At 60.8% G+C, this 26,856-nt stretch carries 20 protein-coding genes; 16 read left to right on the forward strand and 4 right to left on the reverse strand.

Features of this window, described 5'->3' with window-relative positions:
* Nucleotides 1-165 precede the first annotated feature (165 nt).
* Entirely contained in the window at nucleotides 166-1,092 is a 927-nt protein-coding gene (locus tag ASC96_RS29330; RefSeq protein WP_060506560.1) for a cation transporter, read from the forward strand.
* A gap of 31 nt (nucleotides 1,093-1,123) precedes the next feature.
* Here the strand turns inward: ASC96_RS29330 and ASC96_RS29335 are convergent, their stop codons facing one another.
* The 3 genes from ASC96_RS29335 to ASC96_RS29345 form a co-directional block, all read right to left on the reverse strand.
* Nucleotides 1,124-1,849: a class I SAM-dependent methyltransferase gene (locus tag ASC96_RS29335; RefSeq protein WP_060506561.1), complete on the reverse strand. Its 726-nt coding sequence runs from the start codon at nucleotides 1,847-1,849 to the stop codon at nucleotides 1,124-1,126.
* 288 nt (nucleotides 1,850-2,137) lie between these two features.
* Nucleotides 2,138-2,536, reverse strand: coding sequence for a VOC family protein (locus tag ASC96_RS29340; RefSeq protein WP_060506562.1), 399 nt, complete (start codon nucleotides 2,534-2,536; stop codon nucleotides 2,138-2,140).
* Nucleotides 2,537-2,595: 59 nt separating this feature from the next.
* Entirely contained in the window at nucleotides 2,596-3,042 is a 447-nt protein-coding gene (locus ASC96_RS29345) for a MarR family transcriptional regulator (protein WP_060506563.1), read from the reverse strand.
* 75 nt (nucleotides 3,043-3,117) lie between these two features.
* Between ASC96_RS29345 and ASC96_RS29350 the strand changes: the two genes are divergently transcribed.
* The 14 genes from ASC96_RS29350 (at nucleotide 3,118) to ASC96_RS29415 (ending at nucleotide 24,480) form a co-directional block, all read left to right on the forward strand.
* Nucleotides 3,118-3,846 carry a thioredoxin family protein gene (locus ASC96_RS29350; RefSeq protein WP_060506613.1) on the forward strand — a complete coding sequence of 243 codons (729 nt, stop codon included), beginning with the start codon at nucleotides 3,118-3,120 and terminating at the stop codon, nucleotides 3,844-3,846.
* Between the two features lie 42 nt (nucleotides 3,847-3,888).
* Entirely contained in the window at nucleotides 3,889-4,353 is a 465-nt protein-coding gene (locus ASC96_RS29355) for a DUF1579 domain-containing protein (RefSeq protein WP_060506564.1), read from the forward strand.
* A 54-nt stretch (nucleotides 4,354-4,407) separates the two neighbouring features.
* Nucleotides 4,408-5,181, forward strand: a complete 774-nt coding sequence (locus ASC96_RS29360) for a VOC family protein (RefSeq protein ID WP_060506565.1) — start codon at nucleotides 4,408-4,410, stop codon at nucleotides 5,179-5,181.
* Between the two features lie 72 nt (nucleotides 5,182-5,253).
* A complete protein-coding gene (locus ASC96_RS29365; protein WP_060506566.1) occupies nucleotides 5,254-5,640 on the forward strand; it encodes a VOC family protein in 387 nt (128 codons plus the stop codon).
* A gap of 111 nt (nucleotides 5,641-5,751) precedes the next feature.
* Nucleotides 5,752-7,092, forward strand: a complete 1,341-nt coding sequence (locus tag ASC96_RS29370) for an FAD-binding oxidoreductase (protein WP_060506567.1) — start codon at nucleotides 5,752-5,754, stop codon at nucleotides 7,090-7,092.
* A 128-nt stretch (nucleotides 7,093-7,220) separates the two neighbouring features.
* On the forward strand, nucleotides 7,221-10,550 hold the full coding sequence (locus ASC96_RS29375; protein ID WP_060506568.1) for a transglutaminase family protein: 3,330 nt from the start codon (nucleotides 7,221-7,223) through the stop codon (nucleotides 10,548-10,550).
* A 7-nt stretch (nucleotides 10,551-10,557) separates the two neighbouring features.
* On the forward strand, nucleotides 10,558-12,972 hold the full coding sequence (locus ASC96_RS29380; RefSeq protein ID WP_060506569.1) for a circularly permuted type 2 ATP-grasp protein: 2,415 nt from the start codon (nucleotides 10,558-10,560) through the stop codon (nucleotides 12,970-12,972).
* Between the two features lie 40 nt (nucleotides 12,973-13,012).
* On the forward strand, nucleotides 13,013-13,891 hold the full coding sequence (locus ASC96_RS29385; protein ID WP_060506570.1) for a transglutaminase family protein: 879 nt from the start codon (nucleotides 13,013-13,015) through the stop codon (nucleotides 13,889-13,891).
* A gap of 246 nt (nucleotides 13,892-14,137) precedes the next feature.
* The gene (locus ASC96_RS29390) at nucleotides 14,138-15,073 is read left to right on the forward strand and encodes a pilus assembly protein TadG-related protein (protein WP_082512314.1); all 936 of its coding nucleotides are present in this window, start codon (nucleotides 14,138-14,140) and stop codon (nucleotides 15,071-15,073) included.
* Nucleotides 15,074-15,354: 281 nt separating this feature from the next.
* Complete coding sequence (locus ASC96_RS29395) at nucleotides 15,355-17,817, forward strand: glycogen/starch/alpha-glucan phosphorylase (protein ID WP_060506614.1); 2,463 nt, start codon at nucleotides 15,355-15,357, stop codon at nucleotides 17,815-17,817.
* The gene (gene glgB / locus ASC96_RS29400) at nucleotides 17,814-20,024 is read left to right on the forward strand and encodes a 1,4-alpha-glucan branching protein GlgB (protein ID WP_060506572.1); all 2,211 of its coding nucleotides are present in this window, start codon (nucleotides 17,814-17,816) and stop codon (nucleotides 20,022-20,024) included. The genes ASC96_RS29395 and glgB overlap by 4 nt, the downstream gene beginning before the upstream one ends.
* A 121-nt stretch (nucleotides 20,025-20,145) precedes the next feature.
* Complete coding sequence (gene glgC, locus ASC96_RS29405) at nucleotides 20,146-21,405, forward strand: glucose-1-phosphate adenylyltransferase (protein WP_060506573.1); 1,260 nt, start codon at nucleotides 20,146-20,148, stop codon at nucleotides 21,403-21,405.
* 2 nt (nucleotides 21,406-21,407) lie between these two features.
* Nucleotides 21,408-22,847 carry a glycogen synthase GlgA gene (gene glgA, locus ASC96_RS29410; protein WP_060506574.1) on the forward strand — a complete coding sequence of 480 codons (1,440 nt, stop codon included), beginning with the start codon at nucleotides 21,408-21,410 and terminating at the stop codon, nucleotides 22,845-22,847.
* A 4-nt stretch (nucleotides 22,848-22,851) separates the two neighbouring features.
* Complete coding sequence (locus tag ASC96_RS29415; protein WP_060506575.1) at nucleotides 22,852-24,480, forward strand: alpha-D-glucose phosphate-specific phosphoglucomutase; 1,629 nt, start codon at nucleotides 22,852-22,854, stop codon at nucleotides 24,478-24,480.
* 137 nt (nucleotides 24,481-24,617) lie between these two features.
* Here the strand turns inward: ASC96_RS29415 and ASC96_RS29420 are convergent, their stop codons facing one another.
* A complete protein-coding gene (locus tag ASC96_RS29420) occupies nucleotides 24,618-25,529 on the reverse strand; it encodes an aldo/keto reductase (protein ID WP_060506576.1) in 912 nt (303 codons plus the stop codon).
* A gap of 176 nt (nucleotides 25,530-25,705) precedes the next feature.
* Here ASC96_RS29420 and ASC96_RS29425 point away from each other — a divergent pair, with 176 nt between their 5' ends.
* Nucleotides 25,706-26,416 carry an SH3 domain-containing protein gene (locus ASC96_RS29425; protein ID WP_082512308.1) on the forward strand — a complete coding sequence of 237 codons (711 nt, stop codon included), beginning with the start codon at nucleotides 25,706-25,708 and terminating at the stop codon, nucleotides 26,414-26,416.
* The last annotated feature ends 440 nt before the right edge of the window (nucleotides 26,417-26,856 follow it).

Raw genomic sequence — 26,856 nt, forward strand, 5'->3', positions numbered from 1 at the left:
TCGGCAATCCCTTGCAACCCCCCGCCCCGTCTGCCTGTTCGATGGTGCTTACATACATATTTGCTATTCCTGGCAAAGCCGCCATTCGGCCGTCATTCTACCCTAGGCAAATATTCCAAACGCACCCACAATCGCACGTCAAGCCTCCTAGCCCCGAGTAAACCCATGCAAGCCGAACAGACCATCCTGAAAATATCCATCGGCATGACAATCCTGATTGCCTGTTCCGGTATTCTCTTCGGCATCATCACCGGCTCATTCTCGATTGCATTCGACGGCGTTTATTCGCTTGCCGACGCCAGCATGAGTACGCTGGCGCTGGTGGTCGCCCGGCTGATCGCCATCGATGCGGACCCGAGCCGCGGCAAGGGCAAGCTGCGGGCGCGGTTCTCCCTCGGGTTCTGGCATCTCGAGCCGATCGTGCTCGGGCTGAACGGCATCCTGTTGATGAGCGTCGCTGTCTACGCGCTGATCAACGCCATCATCAGTATCCTCTCCGGTGGTTATGTGCTGGAGTTCAACTATGCCATCCTCTATGCGGCCATCACACTCGTGGCGTGCCTGACGATGGCAATTGTCGTCCGGAAGAAAAACACAACGATCCGCTCCGAATTTCTGGCGCTTGATGCCACCGCGTGGATCATGTCTGCCGGCATCACGGCAGCCCTGCTCATCGCTTTCATCGCCGGGTTTTTCGTTGAAGGTACAACGTTCGCCTGGATCGCGCCCTATATCGATCCGGCCATTCTGGCGCTGGTTTCGGTCGTCATCATCCCGATGCCGATCGGAACAGTGCGCCAGGCGCTATCGGATATCCTGCTGCTGACGCCGGAACCGCTGCGGGCAAGGATCGACGACGTGGCAGCAGACGTGGTCAAGGAACAGGCTTTCCTCTCCCACCGCGCCTATGTCGCCCGCATCGGCCGTTTAATGCAAGTGGAACTCTATTTCATCGTCCCGACGGGCATGCCTGCCCGGACGATCGAGGAGTGGGATCAGCTGCGCGACGACATCGGCGCCCGCATCGGCAGCGAAGGCCCCAACCGCTGGCTGACCATCGCCTTTACGGCGGATACGGAATGGGCGGAATAGCCCTTGCTTCCCCAAGCTGAACCTGGCGCTGCTACTTACGCGCAGAAACCAGAAGGAACATCGGCCGCTCGCGCTCATCCGCCCATTCCGGATGAGCGGCCACCTGCTCCAGCGACGGCCCCCATTCCTCGACATGCTCGAGCGTGAAGCCGAGGCGGATCAGCATATTCAGGAGCGTCCCCAACGTCCGGTGCTGCTTGACGACGCCCTTGGCCAGCCAGTCCGTCGTGCGCGGGCCTTCATCGAGATAGCCATTGACCGGCCATGTTGCACGTCCATAGGCATCCTTAGACCAGCCGGGATGGGCTGGCGCCATGTAGATCGGATGCTCGACCGAAAACACCAGCTGGCCGCCGGTCACCAGCGCCGCATGGACGCGCGCCAGCAGGCGATCCAGGTCTTTGAGGTAATGAAAGGCGAGCGAACTGTAGACGAGATCGAAGGATGCCTTGGGCAGTTCCAGCACTTCAAGATCGGCCCGTTCATAGCGGATGGCCGGATCGGACGTTGCCACGGCCCGCGCCAGCATGTTCTCCGACACATCGAAACCCAGCACGCTTTCGGCGCCCTCCTGCTTTGCAAACCGGCAAAACCAGCCGAAACCGCAACCGAGATCGACGACCCGCTTGCCCTTCAGATTAGGAAGCAGCGCCCGGATCGATGTCCATTCCGCCGCCCCGTCCAACCCCTCGACCGACCGCCCAAGCTGGCTATAGCCCTCGAAGAATTCGGGATTGTCGTAGACGTTCTGCGTCATGGTTCACCATTCTTTCTGCGGTCGACGGACAGATACCGACATGCTCGGTGCGTGCCGTCATGTCAGCCTTTTGTGGTGGGAATTGTAGGTTTGCAATGAATTTGCCCAAATGAGTCCCGCAAAGCGAGGCGTCAGCCTTGTGGGCAAACCTTATCCTCCGTCATCCTCGCCCTTGTGGCCGGAATCCAGCCACGGCGCGTCCGCGCCATGAGAGAACTGTTCAATCGGAACTTCTCGCATCTTACGCCGTAGACGCGGCGCATCCCTGAGCATCCGCGAGGGCCACGATCAACCCGCCGCCTGCGGCTCCATATAAGCCAGCTCCCAGACATGACCATCCGGGTCCTGAAAACTGCAGCCATACATAAATCCATAGTCCATGATCGGCCGCCATGCCTTGCCACCCAGCGACAGCGCCTTGGCCAGCGTATCGTCCACCTCCTGGCGGCTGCTCGCAGACAGCGCCGTCAGGACTTCCGTCGATTTGCTCGTATCGCTGATCTCGTCGATGATGAATTCCTTGAAACGGGCCTCGTGCATCAACATGACGAAGATGTTCTCCTCGACGATCATGCACAGCGTCTCGTCGTTGGAAAAATCCGGGTTGAAGCCGAAACCGAGCCCGGTGAAAAACGCTTTCGACCGGGCAACATCCTTCACCGGCAGATTTACGAAAATCATCCTCATTGACAGTCTCCTCGTTGATTATCGGGATTGCCGCCCTCAGGCGGGGTGAAAATGGATGGTTAGGCAAGCGCCAGAAGGTCTGAGCGCAGCCGCTCCGGGCGCCCCTCGCCAAGTGCCGCATCGACCTCGGCATGAGTGCTCTTCCAGATCGGCACCGCCAGGGACAACAAGGCATGGCCTGCCGGCGTCAGCTGCATCCGCCGCAACCGGCGATCCTTGTTATCTGTCATGACAGTCACCAGCCCACGCTTCTCCAGCGGTTTTAGCGCTGCCGTCAATGTGGTACGATCCATGGCCAGCAGATGGGCAACCGGCCCCATGCCCGGCGGCTCCGGACGATTGAGCGACATCAGCAGCGAAAACTGACCATTGGTCAGATCCAGCGGCCGCAAGGCTTCATCGAATTTCCGCGCCAAGGCTCGCGCCGCACGCTGCACATGAAGGCACAGGCATGTGTCGCGCACATGAAGGGTGGTCTCGAAGGGAATCACGGCAGGCTTTGACATGTGCTAATAATGTTGATATCAACCTATTCAGTCAAGCGGAACGAAACGCGATTTTCTGAGGAGGAATGAACGATGTTGAGCAATCCGGTTGTATCACGCGAAGAGTGGCTGGAAGCCCGCAAGGCGCTGCTCGCCACCGAAAAGGAAGAAACAAAGCTGCGCGACAAGATCCGCGCCGAACGGCAGAAAATGCCGTGGGTCAAGGTCGACAAGACCTACACATTCAATACACCGGCGGGCAAAAAGACCCTGGCTGACCTATTCGACGGCCGCAGCCAGTTGATGATCTATCATTTCATGTTTGGCCCCGACTGGGAGGCCGGCTGCCCGGGCTGCTCTTTCCTGTCCGACCATATCGACGGCACGCTTACCCATCTCAACAATCACGACGTCACCTATGTCACGGTCTCCCGCGCACCGCTCGACAAGATCGAAGCCTACAAGAAGCGCATGGGCTGGAAGTTTCCCTGGGTCTCGTCGTTCGGTAGCGATTTCAATTTCGACTACCACGTCTCCTTCACCAAGGAGGAGCTGGAAAGCGGCAAGGTTTTCTACAATTTCCGCGAAACTTCCGGCGACGATGCCCATGACGAGCTGCCCGGCATGAGTGCCTTCATTCGCGACGAGAGTGGCAATGTCTATCATACCTATTCGGACTATGCCCGCGGCGGCGAGGAAATCCTGACGACGCTGATGATCCTCGACCGGGCACCAAAAGGCCGCAATGAAACGTCAACATTGAGCTTCGTGAAACGGCATGACGAATATGAAACGCAGCCGAAGGCGCACTCCTGCTGCGCCTGACGGAGACTGACCCGCAATCGCGCACAAGAGGAGAAAGACGCGATGAAGGCAGACCTTGTTGACGAACACCGCTGGCTTCAGCAACTGACCGGACGATGGCGCCTCGCCTTCGATATGCCGCAGCAAAGCGATGAGCCGGACGCGGGCGGCACCTGGGAAGAAAACGTACGCTCGCTCGACGGCGCCTGGATCGTTGCTGAGATGACCGGCACGATGCCGGACGGCAGCTCTGCAACCAATATCTTGGCGCTCGGCTACGATCCGGCAAAGAAGCGCTATTCCGCGATGTCACACCTGTGGATCTACGAAGGCAGGCTCGATGACACCGGCAAGGTGCTGACGCTCGATTGCGAAGGCCCGGATTTCGACACCGTTGGCCGGACCGCGCCTTATCAGGACATCATCACCATCAAGGACGAGAACACCCGCAATTTCTCGTCCCGCATCCGCCTTGCCGATGGCTCGTGGAAGTCTGTCATGTCCTGCGACTACACTCGAATTGAATAGAGCCGGGCGGCCGCTTCCGGCCCGTTGGCGTGAACATCAAACAGGAGGAATACGATGAAAAAGCCGCATGGCGCGTTCGTCTGGTACGAACTGATGACCACCGACACCAAGTCCGCCGAAGCTTTCTACGATGACGTGGTCGGCTGGACCTCTGCCGATTCCGGCATGCCGGATGCGAACTACACGCTGTTCAAGACCAATGGCCTGCGTGTCGCCGGCCTGATGACCATGCCGCAAGGCGCCCTCGACATGGACATTCCGCCGGCCTGGCTCGGCTATGTCGGCGTCGATGACGTCGATGCCGCAGCCAAGAAGCTCGCCAAGCTCGGCGGTACCGTGCACCGGCAGCCGGAGGATATTCCGGGCGTTGGCCGCTTCGCCGTCGTCGCCGATCCGCACGGCGCTGTCTTTGCCCTGTTCGGGTCCGATGATGGCGACATGCCGGATATCAAGCAGATGGACCCCGGCAGCATCGGCTGGCATGAACTGATGGCCGGCGACCTTGCTACCGACCTGCCCTTCTACCAGGAGATGTTCGGCTGGACGAAGGACGAGGGTCTGGATATGGGCGATATGGGTGTCTACCAGCTCTTCTCCCATGATGGCGCACAGATCGGCGGCATGATGAAAAAGCCGGAAGCCATCCCGGCACCGCCCTATTGGGGCTTCTACTTCAACGTCGATGCTCTCGACGCCGCCATCTCAAAAGCAACCGCCAAGGGCGGCAAGGTCGTCAATGGCCCGATGGAAGTTCCCGGCGGCGCCTGGGTCGTCAACTGCGTCGATCCGCAAGGCGCCTACTTCAATCTTGTGGCGATGAAGCGTTAAATCCACTCCTCCCGCGGCAAGGCACCGGCACAAATCGCCGGAGCCTTGCCGCCGGCTGCTCCCGGAGCCCCCATGAAACTGGATGCAATCGAGGTCATCACCCTGTTCGTCGATGATATCGACAAAGCGAAAGCGTTCTACCAGACGGTCTTTACGCCGGAGATCGTCTACGAAGACGAGGTATCCGCCGTGCTGAAGTTTTCGGGCACGATGATCAACCTGCTCAAATCAACCGAAGCACCCGGGTTGGTCGCACCGTCAATCGTCGCCAAGTCATCATCCGGGTCCCGGGTTCTCCTGACAATCAAGGTCGATGATACCGATGCTACCTGCACCGAGCTGCGCCGCCGCGGCGTAACGCTGCTCAACGGTCCAATCGATCGCCCTTGGGGCCGCCGCACCGCCGCTTTTGCCGATCCCTCGGGCCATGTCTGGGAGATTGCCCAGGAAATCACTTGATCACGCATTCCCTCCGGCAGCAAATACGCGCGGCTGCACTGCCTCCAAACGGGGCATTTCTGCAACCGCTAAAATATGCTAGATGTCGCCCACCAGTCCGGGTCAAACATCATGTCCAATTCGCTGCTCGACGCACTGACCGCTGCAGAACTTCACTGTCCGGTGATCACGGCCGGCGATCCGGACTATGATCGCTATCGCCGTGTCTGGAACGGGATCGCCGACCGGCGGCCTGCCGCGATCGTGCGCCCGCAGGATATCGAGGATGTTCAAAGGGCCGTGCGGGCGGCGGCCGCCTCCGGAGCCTTGCTCGCCGTGCGCGGCGGTGGCCATAGCTTGCCCGGCCTGTCCACCTGCAATGACGGCCTGGTGCTTGATCTGTCGTTGATCCGTTCCGTCGTCATCGACAACACCGCCCAGACCGTCGAGGTCGGCGGCGGCGCCTTGCTTGGCGATCTTGACCGCGCAACAGTTCCGAAAGGCTACATCGTCCCGGCGGGCGTGATTTCCCATACCGGGGTCGCCGGCCTGACGCTGGGTGGAGGCATGGGCTGGGCAAGCCGGAAATATGGGCTGACCATCGACAGCCTGCTGGGCGCCGAAATTGTTCTCGCCACCGGCGATGTCACCTGGACGAGCCCGACCTGGAACCCGGAACTCTTCTGGGCCATCCGCGGCGGCGGCGGAAATTTCGGCGTCATTACCCGCTTCAGGTTCCAGTTGCATCCGTTCAGCGGCATCGTCGCAGGTCAATGGCTCTACCCGATAGAGCGTGCGCGGCAGGTCTTATCGGGATTGCGCGGCCTAGCGCGTGAACAATCCAACGATTTTGCGGTATCATTCACCGTATCCCCGTCCGGCATCAACGTCACAGCCGTCTGGTACGGAGACGCCGGGCTCGCAAGAGCCGCCTTATCTCCTTTCGGTACCCTGGCGGACGGCGCCACCGGTGGCCTCGAGAACCTGCCTTATCTCACTTTACAGAGCCGCAACGACGCGGCCTTCGCATGGTCGCGCCGTTATTATGCCAAGGGCGGCTTCTGGCCCGATATCAGCGACGGGGCAATCGAACATATTGTGGCGGCGATCACCCAAGCACCGACGCCGGATTGTGAGATTTACGCCATCCAGCTCGGCGGCGCGATCCGCGATATACCGGACGACGCAACCGCTTACACCGGAAGAAGCGCAGGCTACTATTGGCTATCCGAACCGATCTGGGATGACATGGCCGACGATGACAGTTGTATCGAATGGGGTCGCACCACCGGTCGGTTGCTGTCCGATAGTTCGATCATCGGCAACTATGTCAACGAGCAGGGTGACAGCGGTTCAAACATCGCCCGCGATGCCTATGGTCCCGAAAAATACCAGCGCCTTGCCCGACTGAAGGCCCGCCTTGACCCGGCAAACCTGTTCCGCCTCAATCAGAATATCGAGCCGCAGGAATAACTGTCACGCATACGCGGATACTCCTGCGGCGCATGAATCCCTCCGTCGGGAATTGCGCCTTGCAATCTCTCTTCGCATTGCACAAAATCCCTTCAATGGCGGCATAGATCCGCCTTTAAGGGGACAGCATGGCGATCAAGGCAAGCATCTATCACCTGACGCATTACAAGTATGACAAGCCGGTACGGCTCGGCCCCCAGGTGATCCGGCTGAAACCGGCCGCCCATTCCAAGACCAAGGTCATCAGCCACTCGCTCAAGGTCACGCCGGAAAACCACTTCGTCACGCTGCAGCAGGACCCCTACGGCAACTATCTTTCCCGTTACGTCTTCCCCGATCCCGTCACCGAGTTGAAGATCGAGGTCGATCTCGTCGCCGACATGACGGTCTACAATCCCTTCGACTTCTTCATCGAGGAAGAGGCCGAGATATTTCCGTTTACCTACCCGGAAGACATCCGCGACGACCTGAAGATTTACATGCAGCCGGAACCGGTGAGTCCGGCACTGCAGACCTATCTGGACGGCATCGACCGGACGCCCACCCGCACCATCGATTTCATCGTCGGCCTCAATGCCCGCCTGCAGCAGACGGTCAACTACGTCATCCGCATGGAGCCCGGCGTACAGACGCCGGAAGAGACGCTTGCGCTGGCGCTCGGCTCCTGCCGTGATTCCAGCTGGCTGCTTGTGCAGATCCTGCGTAATCTCGGCCTCGCCGCGCGTTTTGTCTCCGGCTATCTCATCCAGCTCGCCCCTGACCTGAAGGCGCTCGATGGCCCGTCTGGCACCGAAGTCGATTTCACCGATCTGCATGCCTGGTGCGAGGTCTATATCCCCGGCGCCGGCTGGGTCGGGCTCGACCCCACCTCCGGGCTTTTGACCGGAGAAAGCCACATCCCGCTCGCAGCCACACCGCATTACCGCAACGCCGCACCGATCTCCGGCGGCCTCTATGGCGATGCCAACACCACCTTCGACTTCGACATGAAGGTGGCGCGCGTCGCCGAGCATCCGCGCATCACCAAGCCTTTTTCAGAGGAAAGCTGGCAGGCGCTGAATGCCCTCGGCGAACATGTCGATACCGTGCTCAACGATGCCGATGTGCGCCTGACCATGGGCGGCGAACCGACCTTCGTCTCGATTGACGACTTTGAATCGGAGGAATGGAACACCGGCGCCGTTGGCCCGACCAAACGCGACAAGGCCGACGAACTGATCCGCCGGCTGCGTGAGCGCTTCGCCCCCGGCGGCTTCCTGCATTATGGCCAGGGCAAATGGTATCCCGGCGAGAGCCTGCCGCGCTGGACGTTCTCGCTCTACTGGCGCAAGGACGGAAAGCCGATCTGGCACGATCCGGCCTTGATTGCCGCGGAAGGCCAAAACACCGCAGTGACGGAAAAGCATGCCGCAGACCTCCTGGCCGGCATCGCGGCGGCTCTCGAGATCGAGCCGGACATGATCATCCCGGCCTTCGAGGATCCGGCCGAATGGATCATCAAGGAAGGCAGCCTTCCCGAAAATGTCGACCCGTCCAATTCCAAACTCGAAAGCGCCGAGGAACGCGCCCGTATCGCCAAGGTGTTCGAGCGTGGCCTGACGACGGCAACCGGCTATATCCTGCCCGTTCAGGCGTGGAACGCCAAGGCCGATGGACGCCGCTGGATCAGTGAAAAATGGAAAACCCGCCGCGGCAAGATTTTCCTGATCCCCGGCGATAGCCCGATCGGCTTCCGTATGCCGCTCGGCACCCTGCCTTATGTGCCGCCGTCGCAGTACCCATATATCCATCAGGCCGACCCTTCGATCCCGCGTGGCCCCCTGCCGGATTACAGCGCGCCGTCCGGGACGCTGGCGCAGGCATCGCGTAGATCAAGCGAACCGCAGCAGGACCGCAACGAACAAACGATCGCCGGTTCGCCGGATGACATCCGCGGCGCCGTGCGCACCGCCATGAGCGTCGAGCCGCGCGATGGCCGCCTCTGTGTCTTCATGCCGCCGGTCGAGCGGATCGAGGACTATCTCGATTTGGTCGCGGCCGCCGAAAAGGCAGCCGCCGATCTCGGCCTGCCGGTTCATATCGAAGGCTATTCACCGCCGCAGGACGAGCGCATCAATATCATGCGCGTTGCGCCCGATCCCGGCGTCATCGAGGTCAATATCCATCCGGCGTCCAACTGGGCCGACTGCGTCGCCATCACCACGGCGATCTACGAGGAAGCCCGCCTCACCCGGCTTGGCGCCGACAAGTTCATGATCGATGGCCGCCATACCGGCACCGGCGGCGGCAACCATGTGGTTGTTGGCGGCGACAATCCAGGCAACAGCCCGTTCCTGCGCCGCCCGGACCTTTTGAAAAGCCTGGTGCTGCACTGGCAGCGCCATCCATCGATGTCCTATCTGTTCTCCGGCATGTTCATCGGCCCGACCAGCCAGGCGCCGCGCGTCGATGAAGCCCGGCACGATACGCTCTACGAACTGGAAATCGCCATGGCGCAGGTGCCGCCGCCCGGTGCGGGACAACAACCATTGCCCTGGATGGTCGACCGCTTATTCCGCAATCTTCTGACCGACGTCACCGGTAACACCCATCGCTCGGAAATCTGCATCGACAAACTGTTTTCCCCGGATGGCCCGACCGGCCGCCTCGGCCTCGTCGAATTCCGCGGCTTTGAAATGCCGCCGAATGCCCGCATGAGCCTTGCCCAGCAACTGATGGTGCGGGCGCTGATCGCCCGCTACTGGCAGAACCCGGGCGAAGGCAAGCTGGTGCGCTGGGGCACGACGCTGCACGACCGGTTCATGCTGCCGCATTATGTCTGGCAGGATTTCCTCGACGTGCTCAACGACCTTAGAGCCAACGGCTTCGACATCCGCCCGGAATGGTTCGAAGCCCAGCTCGAATTCCGTTTCCCCTTCTGCGGCGAAGTCGAATATGGGGGCGCCAAGCTGGAACTGCGCCAGGCGCTGGAACCCTGGCATGTGATGGGCGAGGAAGGCGCGATCGGCGGCACCGTGCGCTATGTCGACAGTTCCGTCGAGCGCCTGCAGGTCAAGCTGGAAACCGCCAATCCCGAGCGTTATACCGTCGCCTGCAATGGCCGTGCATTGCCGCTCACCAAGACCGGCTTTAATGGCGTGTCCGTCGCCGGGGTGCGCTACAAGGCCTGGCAGCCCGCGTCGGGTTTGCATCCCAATTTGCCGGTTAACACGCCACTTACATTCGATATTTATGATACATGGTCGAAACGCTCGATCGGCGGCTGCATCTACCATGTTGCCCATCCGGGTGGACGCAATTACGACACGTTCCCGGTGAACGGCAATGAAGCGGAAGCCAGAAGGCTCGCCCGTTTCGAACCGTGGGGGCATACCGCCGGAGCCTTTGCTCTGGCGCCGGAAGCCCCATCGGCAGAATTTCCCCTGACGCTCGATTTGCGGCGTCCGGCAGGCATGTAGGACCTTGATGTCAAAGAAACAGACGGCCCAGGCGACACGCAGCGAAGACCGGATCGGCAACGATCCGGTCTTCGGCTATCGTGCACTCCCCGGCATTGCCGATGAAATGCTCGATACGCAAGGCAATGTCCGGCCGGTCTGGCAGCATTTTCTATCCTCCATCGGCCGCATGGACGAAACGGAACTCTCCAACCGCTTCGCCCGCGCCGACCGCTACCTGCGCGATGCCGGCGTGTTCTACCGGGCCTATGGCACCAAGGAGAATTCGGAGCGCAACTGGCCGCTTTCGCATGTCCCCGTGCTGATTGACGACACCGAATGGCAGGCCGTCTCCAAGGGGCTTGTCCAGCGCGCCGAACTGCTGGAGCGCATCGCCGCTGATATCTACGGCCCGAACCGGCTTGTCGCCGAAGGGTTCCTGCCCCCGTCGCTGGTCGCGGGCAATCCGGAATTCCTGCGCCCGATGGTCGGGGTTCTGCCGGCCGACGGCCATTTCCTGCATTTCTGTTCCTTCGAAATCGGCCGCGGCCCGGACGGCAATTGGTGGGTGCTGTCGGACCGCACCGAGGCCCCGTCCGGCGCCGGTTTCGCGCTCGAAAACCGCGTCGCCACCACCCGCGCCTTTTCCGATCTCTATGCCGAAACCCATGTCCACCGCCTCGCGGGCTTCTTCGGTGCCTTCCGCGACGAATTGCAATCGCGCAAGAAACATCCGGACGACCGCATCGCCGTTCTGACGCCGGGCGTCGCCAACGAGACCTATTTCGAACACGCCTATATCGCCCGCTATCTCGGCTTCATGCTGCTGGAAGGTGAAGACCTGACGGTGGTCGATGGCCGCGTCATGGTCCGCACCGTCGCTGGTCTGAAACCCGTCGGTGTCCTCTGGCGCCGCCTCGATGCCGCCTTTGCCGATCCGCTGGAACTGAACCAGAGCTCGCATATCGGCACGCCCGGCATTGTCGAGGCGCTGCGCTCCGGCTCTGTCTCGATCGTCAATTCACTCGGCTCCGGCATCCTCGAAACCCGCGCCTTTCTCGCCTTCATGCCGACCATCTGCCGTCATCTGCTTGGCGAAGATCCCGTGCTGCCAAGCATCGCCACATGGTGGTGCGGCCAGCAGCCGGAACGTGATCAGGTAGCGGGCAATATCGAGAAGATGGTCATCGGCCCGGCCTATTCCACCCGGCCGTTCTTTGACGATAACGGCCAATCCGTGCTTGGCTCGTCGCTGCGCGATACCGCCAAGACATCCGTTGCAGAATGGCTGCAGACCGACGGCCCGAAACTCGTCGGCCAGGAAGTCGTCACCCTCTCCACCACGCCCGCCTGGATCAACGGCAAGCTGACGCCGCGGCCGATGAGCCTGCGCGTCTACGTCGCCCGCACCCGCGATGGCTGGCAGGTGATGCCCGGCGGCTTTGCCCGCATCGGCTCCGGAGCCGACGCCGCTGCCATCGCCATGCAGGCCGGTGGCTCGGCCGCCGATGTCTGGATCGTCAGCCAGAAACCCGTCGAGCAGATGACGCTTCTACCGGCGGAGGAAAGTTTTATCCGCATCATGCCCGGCAGCCTGCCGAGCCGGGCCGCCGACAATCTCTTCTGGCTCGGCCGCTATATCGAACGGGCCGAAGGTGCGCTGCGCATCCTGCGCGCGTGGCATGGACGCTTCGCCGAAACCGCCAATACCGAAATGCCGCTGTTGAAGGATATCACCGACTATCTGGCCGGGCTCGATATCGATACGAAACAGCCGGTGCCCGACAGCCTGATGGCCAATATCAACAGCGCCCTGTTTTCCGCCAGCAACATCCGTGACCGATTCTCCGCCGATGGCTGGCTGGCGCTCAACGATCTCGCCAAGACCGCCCGCAAATTCCAGTCGACGGTCCAGGCGGGCGACGACGCCACCCATGCGATGACCGTGCTCCTGCGCAAGCTCGCAGGCTTTGCCGGTCTGGTGCATGAAAACATGTACCGTTTCACCGGCTGGCGCTTCCTGTCGATCGGCCGCTATCTCGAGCGCGGCCTGCACATGACCCGTCTGCTTGGCCACCTGTCCGGCGAGGACGCGCCCGATGGCGCTTACGACATGCTGCTCGAAATCGGCGACAGCGTCATGACCCACCGCCGCCGCTACAACGTCAACACCGCCTCGCTCACCGTCACCGACCTTCTGGCGCTCGACCCGCTCAACCCGCGCTCGATCCTCTACCAGCTGAACGAGATCAAGACGGAGGTCGAGCAATTGCCGAATGCCTTCTCCAACGGCCAGATGTCGCCCTTCTATCGCGAAGCCATGAAGCTCCACGCTGGCCTTGCCGTCATGACGCCTGAAGCCATGAATGCCGCCGTCTACAACAATCTGGAACAGGAACTCGGCCGCTTCTCCGACATCCTCGCGCAAACCTATCTCGGATAAGATACGACAAACGCCGCACCGCGCCGGAATTGAGAAGCCCATGCTCTACGATATCAATCTGCGGATCACCTACACCTACGAAGTCCCGGTCTCCGGCGGCCGCCATGTCGTGCGCGTGCTCCCCCTGTCGCTTCCCGATCGCCAGCGCCTCGTTGCCGGCACCGTCACCTGCACGCCGGCACCGGAAGAGCGGCGCGACAGCATCGATTTCTTCGCCAATCCCTCGACCTCGATCCTGTTTCGCAAGCAGCACGAAAAGCTGGTGATCCGCATGCAGGCCCGCGTCCAGCTGGACCAACAGCCGCTCGCCGCCGATTTTTCACCGGACCTGTCACGGTTTCCCACGGAGATCGCCAATCTCTGGTCGCTCGACGCCAATTCGCCCCATCATTTCCTCGGCGCCAGCCCGCGTCTTCCAGAGGATGCAGCGATCGGGGCCTATGCCCGCAACATCGTCAAATCCGGCATGACCATCCGCCAGATCGCCACCGCCATCTGCGCCCAGATCCACACGGACTTTGCTTACGACCCGAAAGCGACCACGGTCGATACGACCCCGCGCGAGGCCTTCAAGCTGAAGCGCGGCGTCTGCCAGGATTTCACCCATGTGATGATCACGGCGTTGCGCAGCCTCGGTATCCCCGCCGGCTATGTCAGCGGCTTTCTGCGCACCATCCCGCCGCCGGGCAAGGAACGCCTCGAAGGTGCCGACGCCATGCATGCCTGGGTGCGTGTCTGGTGTGGAACGACCACCGGCTGGCTCGAACTCGACCCGACCAACAATATTTTCGCAGGCCTCGATCACATCGTCGTCGGCCACGGCCGCGACTATAGCGATGTCGCACCAGTCATCGGTGTTTTGAAAAGCTACGGATCGCACAAGACCGAACAGGCCGTCGACGTCATTCCTCTACAGTGACCCGAAACGGGAAGATCCCCGGTCCCCTTTTTGTACACCCGGAACCGGAGGAAACGCCTGCGTTCAAGGGACAATTAGAATTGTATTCAATTGCAACCCATGCGCTGAACGGGATCGTAATATTTACCGGATAAAACCCTGCCTCATGGGAAAATGATTATTCCAGGTAGGTAAAAAGTGACCAAGAAAACCCGTCTTCTTCAATCATGCCTTAATCTTGCCGCCGATAAGTCCGGCAATTTCGCAATGTTGACCGCCGTCATCTTGCCCGTCGTTCTTGTTGCGGGTGGTTCTGCGGTCGATTACAGCGTTGCCTTCTCGGAGAAGTCCAAGTTGCAGGATATCGCCGATGGGGCGGTTTTGGCCGGTGGAGGGGTTTTCGACGGCAGCAATTTCTCGACGGCAAAGGCGATGGCCGAGAAGTTTATCGCAGCGCGGGCAAAAGGCGCGCTGGATGAAGAGGCTATCAATGAAGAAACCAACCCGGATGAGAAACTCAGTGTGTTGCGCTATAAGGTCGGCGCCAAGGATAATACACTCACCGTCACGATGACCAAGCCGGTGCCGACGAGCCTGATGAAGATTGCATCGATAAACTCCGTCAATGTGAGCGTCACTGCATCGGCGCTGTCTCCGATGAAGCCCGAAAAGATCACCTTCACACCAACCAAGGCGCAGGGCTGGTACTACAAGAAAATTTCCATTCTCGTCCTGCGCAAAGGCGCCACCACTGAAGATGTTGTCGGTACGGTGGTTTATCAGCCTACGACCCAGGCGGGCGGCGGTTCAGGCACCTACGTGGCCAACCCGAAAGGGATTATCGACCTTGGCAAGTATACGAATTTGGCACTCCGCATGGACATCAAGAACGATGGGTGCGACATAGGCTACAAGGCCACGGTCAAGAACAGCACCGTCACGTGCAACAAGAGCACCAAAACGGCAGACCAGTCTTTCAACTCCGTTCTGCGCACCGATGACCCCGCCACAAGCAACCATCTGTTCGTGGACGGAAAGCAAGTCCCCCTCGGCGTAAAGGCATCGCTGGAAAGGTATTTCGGCTGCACCAAAACGCAGGACCATGCCTGGGAAGACGGCGGCGGCTGGGACCGGCAGGACTTTTTCTACACGGTCACCGCTACCTGCGGCGCCGACGGGAGCTATGTCCGCCTGACAAAGTAAAACGGCCGATAGGGTGGGCGAGCCACGGCCATGACCGTTCGCCTGACGCATTAACCGCTTTACCCTTTGCAATCGAAAGCCCGTTCCGAGATACCGGCGCGGGCTTTTTCGCGCTATCCGGCAAATCGCAAGCCGTTTCGAACCGGCCCTCTTCTACAATTTTCATCTTATTGAAAACACTATTGCAAGCGCTTCGTATCGGTGCATAAATCGCTCATATGCCCCGTTGGTGTTCGCCTCCGGTCTCCCAAACCGCTCGCAGAGGGTAAGCCTTTTCCATGATCGATCGTTTGTCCAACGAGAAAATTCCGAGCGCTGCCCCCCGCGCATCGAGCGCCGAAGTCCTTGCCCAGGAAATCATCGAGCGCCTCACCTACCGCATCGGCAAGGACCCGAAAGTCGCCAAACCGCATGACTGGCTGACCGCGGCCATCCTGGTCGTGCGCGACCGCATTACCGACAACTGGATGGAATCGACGCGCAAGACCTACGCCACCGATGCCAAGCGCGTCTATTATCTATCGCTTGAATTTCTGATCGGCCGCCTGATGCGCGATGCCGTCACCAATATCGGCCTGATGGACGAACTCCGCGAGGCGCTGGCCTCGTTCGGCGTCGATCTCGACGTCATCGCAGCTCTGGAACCCGACGCAGCACTCGGCAATGGCGGTCTTGGCCGCCTGGCCGCCTGTTTCATGGAATCGATGGCAACCGTCGATATCCCTGCCTATGGTTATGGCATCCGCTACGTCCACGGCCTGTTCCGCCAGCAGATGGCCGATGGCTGGCAGGTCGAGCTGCCGGAAACCTGGCTTGCCCACGGCAATCCCTGGGAATTCGAGCGCCGCGAAAGCTCCTACGAAATCGGCTTCGGCGGCTCGGTCGAAACCGTCAATGTCGATGAGGAAGTCACCCGCTACGTCTGGAAACCGGCCGAGCGTGTTATCGCCACGGCCTGCGATACGCCGGTCGTCGGCTGGCGCGCCAAGCGCGTCAACACGCTGCGCCTGTGGACAGCCCATCCGATCGACCCGATCCTGCTGGATGCCTTCAATGCCGGTGATCACATCGGCGCGCTCAGAGAAAGCAACAAGGCCGAAAGCCTTGCCCGCGTCCTCTACCCGGCAGACGCAACCCCAGCCGGTCAGGAACTGCGCCTGCGCCAGGAATTCTTCTTCTCGTCCGCCTCGCTGCAGGACATCCTGCGCCGCCATCTGCAGCAATATCCGGATTTCACCTCGCTGCCGGACAAGGTGGCGATCCAGCTGAACGATACCCATCCGGCCGTCTCCGTTGCCGAACTCGTCCGCCTGTTGACGGATGTTCACGGCATGGATTTCGAAACCGCCTGGGATATTGCCCGCCACACATTCTCCTACACCAACCATACGCTGCTGCCGGAAGCGCTCGAAACCTGGCCCGTGCCATTATTCGAACGGCTTTTGCCGCGCCACATGCAGATCGTCTATGCGATCAACGCCAAGATCCTGCTCGAGGCCCGCAAGCAGAAGTCGCACAGCGATCAGGAAGTCCGCAACATCTCGCTGATCGACGAGAGCGGCGACCGCCGCGTGCGCATGGGCAACCTCGCCTTTGTCGGATCCCATTCCATCAACGGCGTTTCCGCGCTCCATACCGAGCTGATGAAGGAAACCGTGTTTGCCGATCTGCACCGGCTCTATCCGGAGCGCATCAACAACAAGACCAACGGCATCACGCCGCGCCGCTGGCTGATGCAATGCAATCCCGAGCTTGTCACGCTGATCCGCGGTGCGATCGGCGATGAGTTCATGGACAATACAGAAGCCCTACAGGCGCTCGATCCCTTTGCCGACAAGCCGGATTTCCAGGAAAAATTCGCCGCCATCAAGCGCGCCAACAAGGTCAAGCTGGCCCAACTGGTGCAGAGCCGTATGGGCATCCGGCTGGATCCATCGGCGATGTTCGACATCCAGATCAAGCGCATCCACGAATACAAGCGCCAGCTCCTCAACATCATCGAGGCAATCTCGCTCTATGATCAGATCCGCTCGCATCCCGAGCTTGACTGGGTTCCGCGGGTCAAGCTGTTCGCCGGCAAGGCGGCGCCGAGCTATCACAATGCCAAGCTGATCATCAAGCTGGCCAACGATGTCGCCAAGGTGATCAACAACGATCCGGCCGTGCGCGGCCTGCTGAAAATCGTCTTCATCCCCAATTACAACGTCTCGCTGGCCGAAATCATGGTACCGGCCGCCGACCTGTCGGAACAGATTTCCACCGCCGGCATGGAAGCGTCCGGAACCGGAAACATGAAGTTCGCGTTGAACGGTGCGCTGACGATCGGAACGCTCGACGGCGCCAATGTCGAAATGCGTGACTGGGTCGGCGAAGAGAACATCAAGATCTTCGGGATGACGGCGGATGAAGTCGCCAAGGTGCGCGCCGAGGGCCACAATCCCCGCGCCATCATCGAGCAATCGCGTGAGCTGTCGCAGGCCCTGTTCGCGATCTCGTCCGGCGTCTTCTCTCCGGATGATCGCAATCGCTTCACTGGCCTTATTGACGGCATCTACAATCACGACTGGTTCATGGTGGCGGCCGATTTCGATGCCTATACCAAGGCCCAGCGCGAGGTGGACGCGATCTGGACGGACACGGGAAGCTGGTATTCCAAGACCATTCGTAACACCGCGCGCATGGGCTGGTTTTCCTCTGACCGTACAATCAGGCAATATGCCGGGGAAATTTGGAGAGCCGGATGACATCAGTGCCGAAAGACGCCACACCTGCCGCTCTGCCAGCCAGTCTGTCGGCGGAAGAGATCGCGGCGATCCTCGCTGGCACGCATAGCAATCCGTTCGCCGCCCTCGGCGTCCATCCCGCAGGCAAGGAGTTCGTCGCCCGCTGTTTCATCCCCGGCGCCGAAACGGTGACTGCCGAAACATTGACCGGCAAGGAGATCGGTACGCTGACCCGGCGCGACGATGCCGGCTTTTTCGAGGGCATCATTGCCGTCAAGAAGGCACAGCCGGTCCGCTACCGTGCCCGCAATAGCGGCGGTGAATGGACCGTCACCGATTGTTACAGCTTCGGGCCGGTGCTCGGTCCGATGGACGATTACTATATCCGTGAAGGCTCGCATCTGCGGCTGTTCGACAAAATGGGCGCGCATCCGATCAAACATGACGGCGCGGACGGATTTCACTTCGCCGTCTGGGCGCCAAATGCCAGGCGTGTTTCGGTTGTCGGTGATTTCAACGATTGGGACGGCCGCCGCCACGTGATGCGGCTGCGTCAGGATACCGGCATCTGGGAAATCTTCGTGCCGGACGTCCAGCCGGGCGCCATCTACAAATATGAGATCGTCGGCAAGAATGGCGAGTTGTTGCCGCTGAAGGCCGATCCTTTCGCCCGCCGCTCGGAACTGCGCCCGAAAAATGCCTCGATGACGGCTGGAGAGATCGAACAGGTCTGGCAGGACGACGCGCACCGCGCCCATTGGGCCAGCGTCGATGCCCGCCGCCAGCCGATCTCGATCTACGAGGTTCATGCCGCTTCCTGGCAGCGGCGCGACAATGGCGACATGCTGAGTTGGGACGAACTGGCAGAACGCCTGATCCCCTACTGCGTCGATATGGGCTTCACCCATATCGAGTTCCTGCCGATCACCGAATATCCCTATGATCCCTCCTGGGGATACCAGACCACCGGTCTCTATGCGCCGACCGCCCGCTTCGGCGAGCCGGAAGGTTTTGCCCGCTTCGTCAACGGCGCCCACAAAGTCGGCCTCGGCGTCATCCTCGATTGGGTGCCTGCCCATTTCCCGACCGACGCCCATGGCCTGCGCTGGTTCGATGGCACCGCCCTTTATGAGCATGAGGACCCGCGTCAGGGCTACCACCCCGACTGGAACACGGCGATCTACAATTTCGGCCGCGCCGAGGTGTTTTCCTACCTCGTCAACAACGCGCTCTACTGGGCCGAAAAATTCCATCTGGACGGTTTGCGCGTCGATGCGGTCGCCTCGATGCTCTATCTCGACTATTCGCGCAAGCATGGCGAATGGGTGCCGAACGAATATGGTGGCAACGAAAATCTCGATACCGTCCGCTTCCTCCAGACCATGAACAAGGAAGTCTACGGCAGCCATCCCGGCATCATCACAATCGCCGAGGAATCCACCTCCTGGCCGAAAGTCTCCGCTCCGGTCCATGCCGGCGGCCTCGGCTTCGGCTTCAAGTGGAACATGGGCTTCATGCACGACACGCTGCAATATCTGCAGCGCGAGCCGATCCATCGCAAGCACCACCACAACGACCTGACCTTCGGCCTGCTCTATGCGTTCAGCGAAAACTTCGTGCTGCCACTTTCCCATGACGAAGTGGTGCACGGCAAGGGCTCGCTGATTGCCAAGATGGCCGGCGACGACTGGCAGAAGTTCGCCAATCTCAGGGCCTATTACGGCTTCATGTGGGGATATCCCGGCAAGAAGCTCCTGTTCATGGGGCAGGAATTCGCCCAGTGGCAGGAATGGGCGGAAGACCGCGCGCTCGACTGGAACCTGTTGGAGTATCCCCTGCATGAAGGCATGCGCCGGCTGGTGCGTGACCTGAACGGCACCTATCGCAACAAGGCCGCGCTGCACGCCCGCGACTGCGAGGGAGAAGGGTTCGAATGGCTGATTGCCGACGACCGGGAAAATTCTGTCTTCGCCTGGCTGCGCAAGGCGCCCGGTGAAAAAACCATCGCCGTCATCAGCAACTTTACCCCGGTCTACCGGGAAAATTATACGATACCGTTGCCGGTGGAGGGGCGGTGGAAAGAAATTCTCAACAGCGATGCCGAGATTTATGGCGGCAGCGGCAAAGGCAACGGAGGAGCCGTCCAGGCAACCAAAAACAGTGCAGGCGTTATTACGGCAACCATCACCCTGCCGCCTTTGGCGACATTGATGCTGGAGCAGGACTAGTCCACGCCATGGCGGGCTCCCAAGACCCGTTCACGTCGCGGACCACAATAGTATTTGGAGAGGACGCAGTTCCAACGAGCGGTCAAATCGCCCTGGAACTATACTATCGGGAGGAAATTCAATGGAAAAACGCACCCAGCCCCTCGCCCGTGATGCAATGGCCTACGTCCTTGCCGGCGGCCGCGGAAGCCGCCTGAAGGAACTGACCGATCGCCGCGCCAAGCCTGCGGTCTATTTCGGCGGCAAGGCCCGCATCATCGATTTCGCGCTCTCCAACGCGCTGAATTCCGGTATCCGCCGCATCGGCGTCGCGACCCAGTACAAGGCGCATTCGCTGATCCGCCACCTGCAGCGCGGCTGGAACTTCCTGCGCCCGGAGCGTAACGAAAGTTTCGACATCCTGCCCGCCTCCCAGCGCGTCTCCGAGACGCAATGGTATGAAGGCACCGCCGACGCCGTCTATCAGAACATCGATATCATCGAGGATCATGGTGTCGAATACATGGTCATCCTGGCCGGCGACCATGTCTACAAGATGGACTATGAACTCATGCTGCAGCAGCATGTCGATTCCGGTGCCGACGTCACCATCGGTTGCCTGGAAGTGCCGCGCATGGAAGCGACCGGCTTCGGCGTCATGCATGTGGATGACAAGGACCAGATCATCGCTTTCGTCGAAAAGCCAGCCGACCCTCCGGGCATTCCCGGCAATCCGGAGATGGCGCTGGCCTCGATGGGCATCTATGTCTTCCACACCAAGTTCCTGATGGATGTGCTGCGCCGCGACGCCGCCGATCCGACATCGAGCCGCGACTTCGGCAAGGACATCATTCCCTACATCGTCCAGCACGGCAAAGCCGTCGCCCACCGCTTCAACCAGTCCTGCGTCCGCTCCGATTTCGAGCGCGAAGCCTATTGGCGCGATGTCGGCACGATCGATGCCTACTGGCAGGCCAATATCGACCTCACCCACGTCACCCCGGAACTCGACATTTACGACGGCACCTGGCCGATCTGGACATTCGCCGAGATCAAGCCGCCGGCAAAATTCGTCCATGACGATGAAAATCGCCGCGGGTCCGCCACCTCCTCGCTGGTATCAGGCGACTGCATCATTTCCGGCGCATCCTTGAACCGCTCCATGTTGTTTACCGGCGTCCGGGTGAATTCCTATTCCCGTCTCGATGGGGCAGTCATCCTGCCGAACGTCAAGATCGGCCGGCACACCCAGCTCAGCAACGTCGTCATCGACAGCCGCGTCGTCATCCCGGAAGGCCTCGTCGTCGGTGAGGATCCGGAATTCGATGCCAAGCGCTTCCGCCGCTCGGAAAACGGCATCTGCCTGATCACCCAGGCGATGATCGACAAGCTGGATCTGTGAGCATGGAAGTTCTGTCCGTCGCATCGGAAGTCTTTCCGCTGATCAAGACAGGGGGTCTCGCCGATGTGGCGGGCGCCCTGCCGGCGGCAATGAAACCGCACGGCGTGCGCATGCGCACGCTGATGCCGGGTTATCCGGTGGTGATGCAAAAGCTCAAGAAGCCGCAAAAGATCGGCGGCTTCGACAATCTCTTCGGCAACCCCGCCTCGATCCTTGCCGTCGATCACGATGGCCTCGATCTTCTCGTGCTCGATGCACCCGAACTGTTCGATCGCGACGGCGGGCCCTATGTCGATCAGACCGGCCGCGATTATGCCGACAATTTCCGCCGCTTCGCGGCCCTGTCTCTGGCTGCTGCCGAGATCGCCGGTGGCCTGCTGCCGAGCTGGAAGCCGGATCTCGTCCATGTGCATGACTGGCAGGCGGCGCTGACGCCGGTCTATATGCGATTCGGTCCCGCCCATGCGACGCCGGTGGTATTGACCATCCACAACATTGCCTTCCAGGGGCAGTTCGGGCCGGATGTCTTTGCCGAGCTGGCGCTGCCGCCGGAAGCCTTTTCGATGCACTATGTCGAGTATTTCGGCGATGTCGGCTTCCTCAAGGGAGGCCTGCAAACGGCCCACGCCATCACCACCGTCAGCCCGTCCTATGCCCAGGAAATCCTCACCCCGGAATTCGGCATGGGCTTTGAAGGCCTGCTGACGGCCCGCCTGTCCAGCCTCTCGGGCATCGTCAACGGCATCGACACCGAGATCTGGAATCCGCAGACAGACAAGAATATCGCCGAAACCTATGGCCCAACCTCGCTGAAGAAGCGCGAAGCCAACCGCAAGGCGCTGTCGGCGCAGTTCGGCTTCGACAACGCTCCCGGCCCGATCTTCTGCGTCGTCAGCCGTTTGACCTGGCAGAAGGGCATGGACGTGCTCGCCGAGGTGATCGACGATATCGTCGACAATGGCGGCAAGCTTGCCGTGCTCGGCTCCGGCGATCCGGCCCTCGAAGGTGCCTTCATCTCTGCCGCAGCCCGCCATCCCGGCCGGGTCGGCATGGTGATCGGGTACAACGAACCCCTGTCGCACCTGATGCAGGCCGGCGCCGATGCGATCCTCATTCCGTCCCGTTTTGAGCCCTGCGGCCTCACCCAGCTCTACGGCCTGCGCTACGGCTGCGTGCCGGTCGTCGCCCATACCGGTGGCCTTGCCGATACGATCATCGATGCCAACGAAGCGGCGCTCGCTGCAAAAGTTGCCACCGGCTTCCAATTCTCGCCCGTTTCTGCTGCAAGTTTGCGCCAGGCGCTTCGGCGTGTATTTACCGCCTACCGGCAACCGAAAGTCTGGGCTCGTCTCCAGGCCCAGGGTATGAAATCAGACGTTTCCTGGGATATGAGTGCGCATCGCTATGCCGACCTCTATTCCAGTCTTCTTGCGAAAGGCTAAGACCATGATCAGAACCGTTCAGACCACGCCCTATTTGGACCAGAAGCCCGGCACGTCCGGTCTGCGCAAGAAGGTCCCGGTCTTCCAGCAGAAGAACTATGCCGAGAACTTCATCCAGTCGATCTTCAACAGCCTCGACGGGTTCAAGGGCGAAACGCTGGTGATCGGCGGCGACGGCCGCTTTTACAACCGCGAAGTCATCCAGATCGCCATCAAGATGGCTGCAGCCAATGGTTTCGGCCGCATTCTGGTCGGCCGCGGCGGCATTCTCTCCACGCCGGCTGCATCCAACGTCATCCGCAAATACAAGGCTTTTGGCGGCATCGTACTCTCGGCCAGCCACAATCCCGGCGGCCCGACCGAGGATTTCGGCATCAAGTACAATATCGGCAATGGCGGTCCGGCCCCTGAAAAGGTCACCGACGCCATCTATGCCGGTACCCGCACGATCGAAAGCTACAAGATCGCCGAGGTCGCCGATATCAACCTCGATATCGAAGGCAGCCAGGATGTTGCCGGCCTGGAAGTCGTCGTCATCGACCCGGTCTCGGACTATGCCGAACTGATGGAGAAACTGTTCGATTTCCCCGCTATCCGCAACCTGATCGGCGGCGGCTTCCGCATCGTCTTCGACGCCATGAGCGCGGTGACCGGCCCCTATGCCAAGGAAATCCTCGAAAACCGTCTGGGCGCTGCCAAGGGCTCGGTGCTGAACTTCATTCCGCTTCCTGATTTCGGCGGCCACCATCCGGACCCCAACCTCGTCCACGCCCGCGCGCTTTACGAGGAAATGATGAGCGACGATGCGCCGGACTTTGGCGCTGCATCCGATGGCGACGGCGACCGTAACCTGATCATCGGCAAGGGCATTTTCATCACCCCGTCCGATAGCCTTGCAATGCTCGCCGCCAATGCGAACCTGGCGCCCGGCTATTCCAAGGGTCTTGCCGGTATCGCCCGCTCGATGCCGACCAGTGCCGCCGCCGACCGCGTTGCGGAAAAGCTTGGCATCGGCATGTTCGAGACCCCGACCGGCTGGAAATTCTTCGGCAACCTGATGGATGCAGGCCTCGTCACCATCTGCGGCGAGGAAAGTGCTGGCACCGGCTCAAACCACGTGCGCGAAAAGGACGGCCTCTGGGCGGTTCTGCTCTGGCTCAACATTCTCGCCGTGCGCATGGAAAGCGTCCAGGATATCGCCCGCCAGCATTGGACCACCTACGGCCGCAACTACTATTCCCGCCACGACTATGAAGAAGTTGATTCGGATGCCGCAAACGGCTTGATGACGGCGCTACGCGACCAGCTCGCCACCCTGCCCGGCAAGACCTTCGGCAAGCTGAAGGTCGCCACCGCCGACGACTTCTCCTACAATGACCCGATCGACAAATCGGTCTCAAACAACCAGGGTATCCGCATCCTGTTCGAAGGCGGCTCCCGCGTTGTCTTCCGCCTGTCGGGCACCGGCACGTCGGGCGCAACCCTGCGCGTCTATATCGAACGCTATGAGCCCGATGCCTCCAAGCATGATACGGAAACCCAGGAAGCCCTTGCCGATCTGATCGCTGTTGCCGATCTGATCGCCGGTATCAAGACCCGCACCGGCCGCACCGAACCGTCTGTCATTACCTGACCGGATGAGGAGGCACCGCCTCGTTCCACCCTCCCCTTGAGGGGGAGGCTCGGCCCGCCGTGCCGGGGTGGGGTGACGCCCGGCGATGTTCCGAACCTTGGCAGATCGGAAATTGCAGCGCTGACCGCCGCCAGTCCTTACGCCACCGGCCGCCCGCTCGCCACTTCCAGGACCTGAAACCAGTCCTGCAGATCAAACTCGATCTCCACCGCCCGCGCCAGCGCCTTCACCCGCTCGGGATCCGTCGAGCCGATGATCGGCAGCGGTTTCGAAGGCAGCCGCAACAACCACGCCAGTGCGACCGTGCCCGGTCCCGAAACGCCATATTGGGCAGCAAGTGCGGTCAAGAGATCGACAAGCCGCGGGTTGCCTTTCTCCCGGTCGAACAGGCGTCCACCACCCAGCGGCGACCACGCCATCGGCGAGATCCCCAGACGCTGACAATCGTCCAGTGTTCCGTCGGTGAGCGGCGCCGTATGGCTGACCGAAAGCTCGATCTGGTTGGCGACGAGCGGGATGTTGAGCTTCGCTTGCAGAAGCGCGACCTGCGACGGCGTATAGTTCGAGACGCCGACCGCCCGCGTCTTGCCCTCCTTGACCAGTGCCTCCAACACCCCGGCCACCTCGGCCGCGTCCAGCAGCGGATCGGGCCGGTGCAGCAGCAGCAAATCCACATGATCGGTCTTCAGGTTGCGCAGCGAATTTTCCAGCGACAGGCGGATATGCCCGGCCGTGCTGTTATAGTGCTTGACCCGATGTTCCGGCCGAGCCGGGCCGGTCAGCGCGATGCCGCATTTCGTCACCAGCTCGATCCGGTTGCGCAGGTCCGGGCGGGTGGCCAACATCGCGCCGAACATCGCCTCGACGCGGTATCCCCCATAGATATCGGCATGGTCGATCGTGGTGATCCCGGCATCAAGGCATGTATCGACAGTGCGGGCAATCGAGGCGATTCCGCTCGTTTCCGGATTGCCGGCAATGCGAAACGCACCCCAGACCATTCTGGAAAATTCCGGGCCGTCGCGATGAAGCTTTATACGGAATGACATGATGCAGGGACACTCGCTCGGTGGTTTCTGAAACGGACAATGCAACGGCAGTTCCGCAACATATACCGGCACGGCAACGCCGATACAACGAAGGGTTATAGACGGGGGACACGAAGACGGAATAAGTTGCGATCGTTGCGAGATTCCGGCCGCTGGCAGATCAGATGGAGACTGACATGACGTTGACCACCCCCAAACCATTGGCTTTCGTCCTTGGCTTCGGCCTCTTCCTTGCCGCGTTCGCCTTCGTCAACCTTCCGACCGTCAGCTTCGCCCAGACGGCGAACGAGCGGCTTGCCTTCCCCCGCGGCAAATCCGGCACCGTCGTGCGCGATACCATTCGCGGCTATGAAAGCGTCGAGTATCACGTCGACCTGTCGGCCGGCCAGCGGCTGACCGTCGATCTGCAGACCAGCAATGCCAGCAATTATTTCAACGTGACCGCCCCCGGCGCGGCCGAAGCCATGTTCGCCGGCTCCAGCGAGGGCAATCGTTTCCAGGCCAGGGTTCCCTCCAGTGGTGACTACAAGATCACCGTCTACCTGATGCGCAATGCCGCCCGGCGCAACGAGACGGCCCGTTACACCCTTTCAGTCAGCGCTACAGGCGCCGTCGCTGCCAAACCACAGCCGGGTGGCGATTATGCCGACGGCCTGTCCGGTGGACCCGACTGGTGGCAGGTGTCCGGCGTCTCCTCGAACGACACGCTGAACATCCGTACCCTGCCCTCGGCGCAGGGCCGCGTCGTCGCCCAGTTGGTCAACGGCGAATTGCTGCGCAACATGGGTTGCCGCATGTCGGCCGGCCAGCGCTGGTGCCGCGTCTCCACCGAAGACGGCATCCGCGGCTGGGCCGCCGGCCGCTTCCTGCGCGAAGCCAGCCGGTAAAGATCGCTTTGCGGACGGCTTGAAAGCCGCAGAAACCAGGCAGGCCGGCGCTGTTACCACTATTTCCGGCGGTCATCTCCGGCAAGGATTTTTTGGGGGGCCTCAAATCTCTCCGTCATGTCAGTCCTTGCAGCGGGGATGGCGGAGGAAATATCCATCCTCCCGGGTGCTAAAAAATCATCTCGCGTGAGCAGGACAAAACGAGCATCTTCCCTTTAACGTCAAATACTTGTCGCCCAATCTCCTCTACGCCCGCGCACCCCAATCGCACCGAAAATCCCCGCGATCAAAACCTGTGTCATCATCATTGCGTCCTGTCATCGGCGAGACCGCTAGGCGTAGCGGTGAGACAGGGCCGGTGCCGGGTGGAGGACAGACGTAAGCCTTTGTCCGGTGGATGGTCAGAAAGTGGTTTCCCTCCCGTCTGCAAAATGGCGGGG

It is taken from the genome of Rhizobium sp. Root1204 (assembly GCF_001424965.1).
Taxonomy (GTDB): Bacteria; Pseudomonadota; Alphaproteobacteria; order Rhizobiales; family Rhizobiaceae; genus Pararhizobium.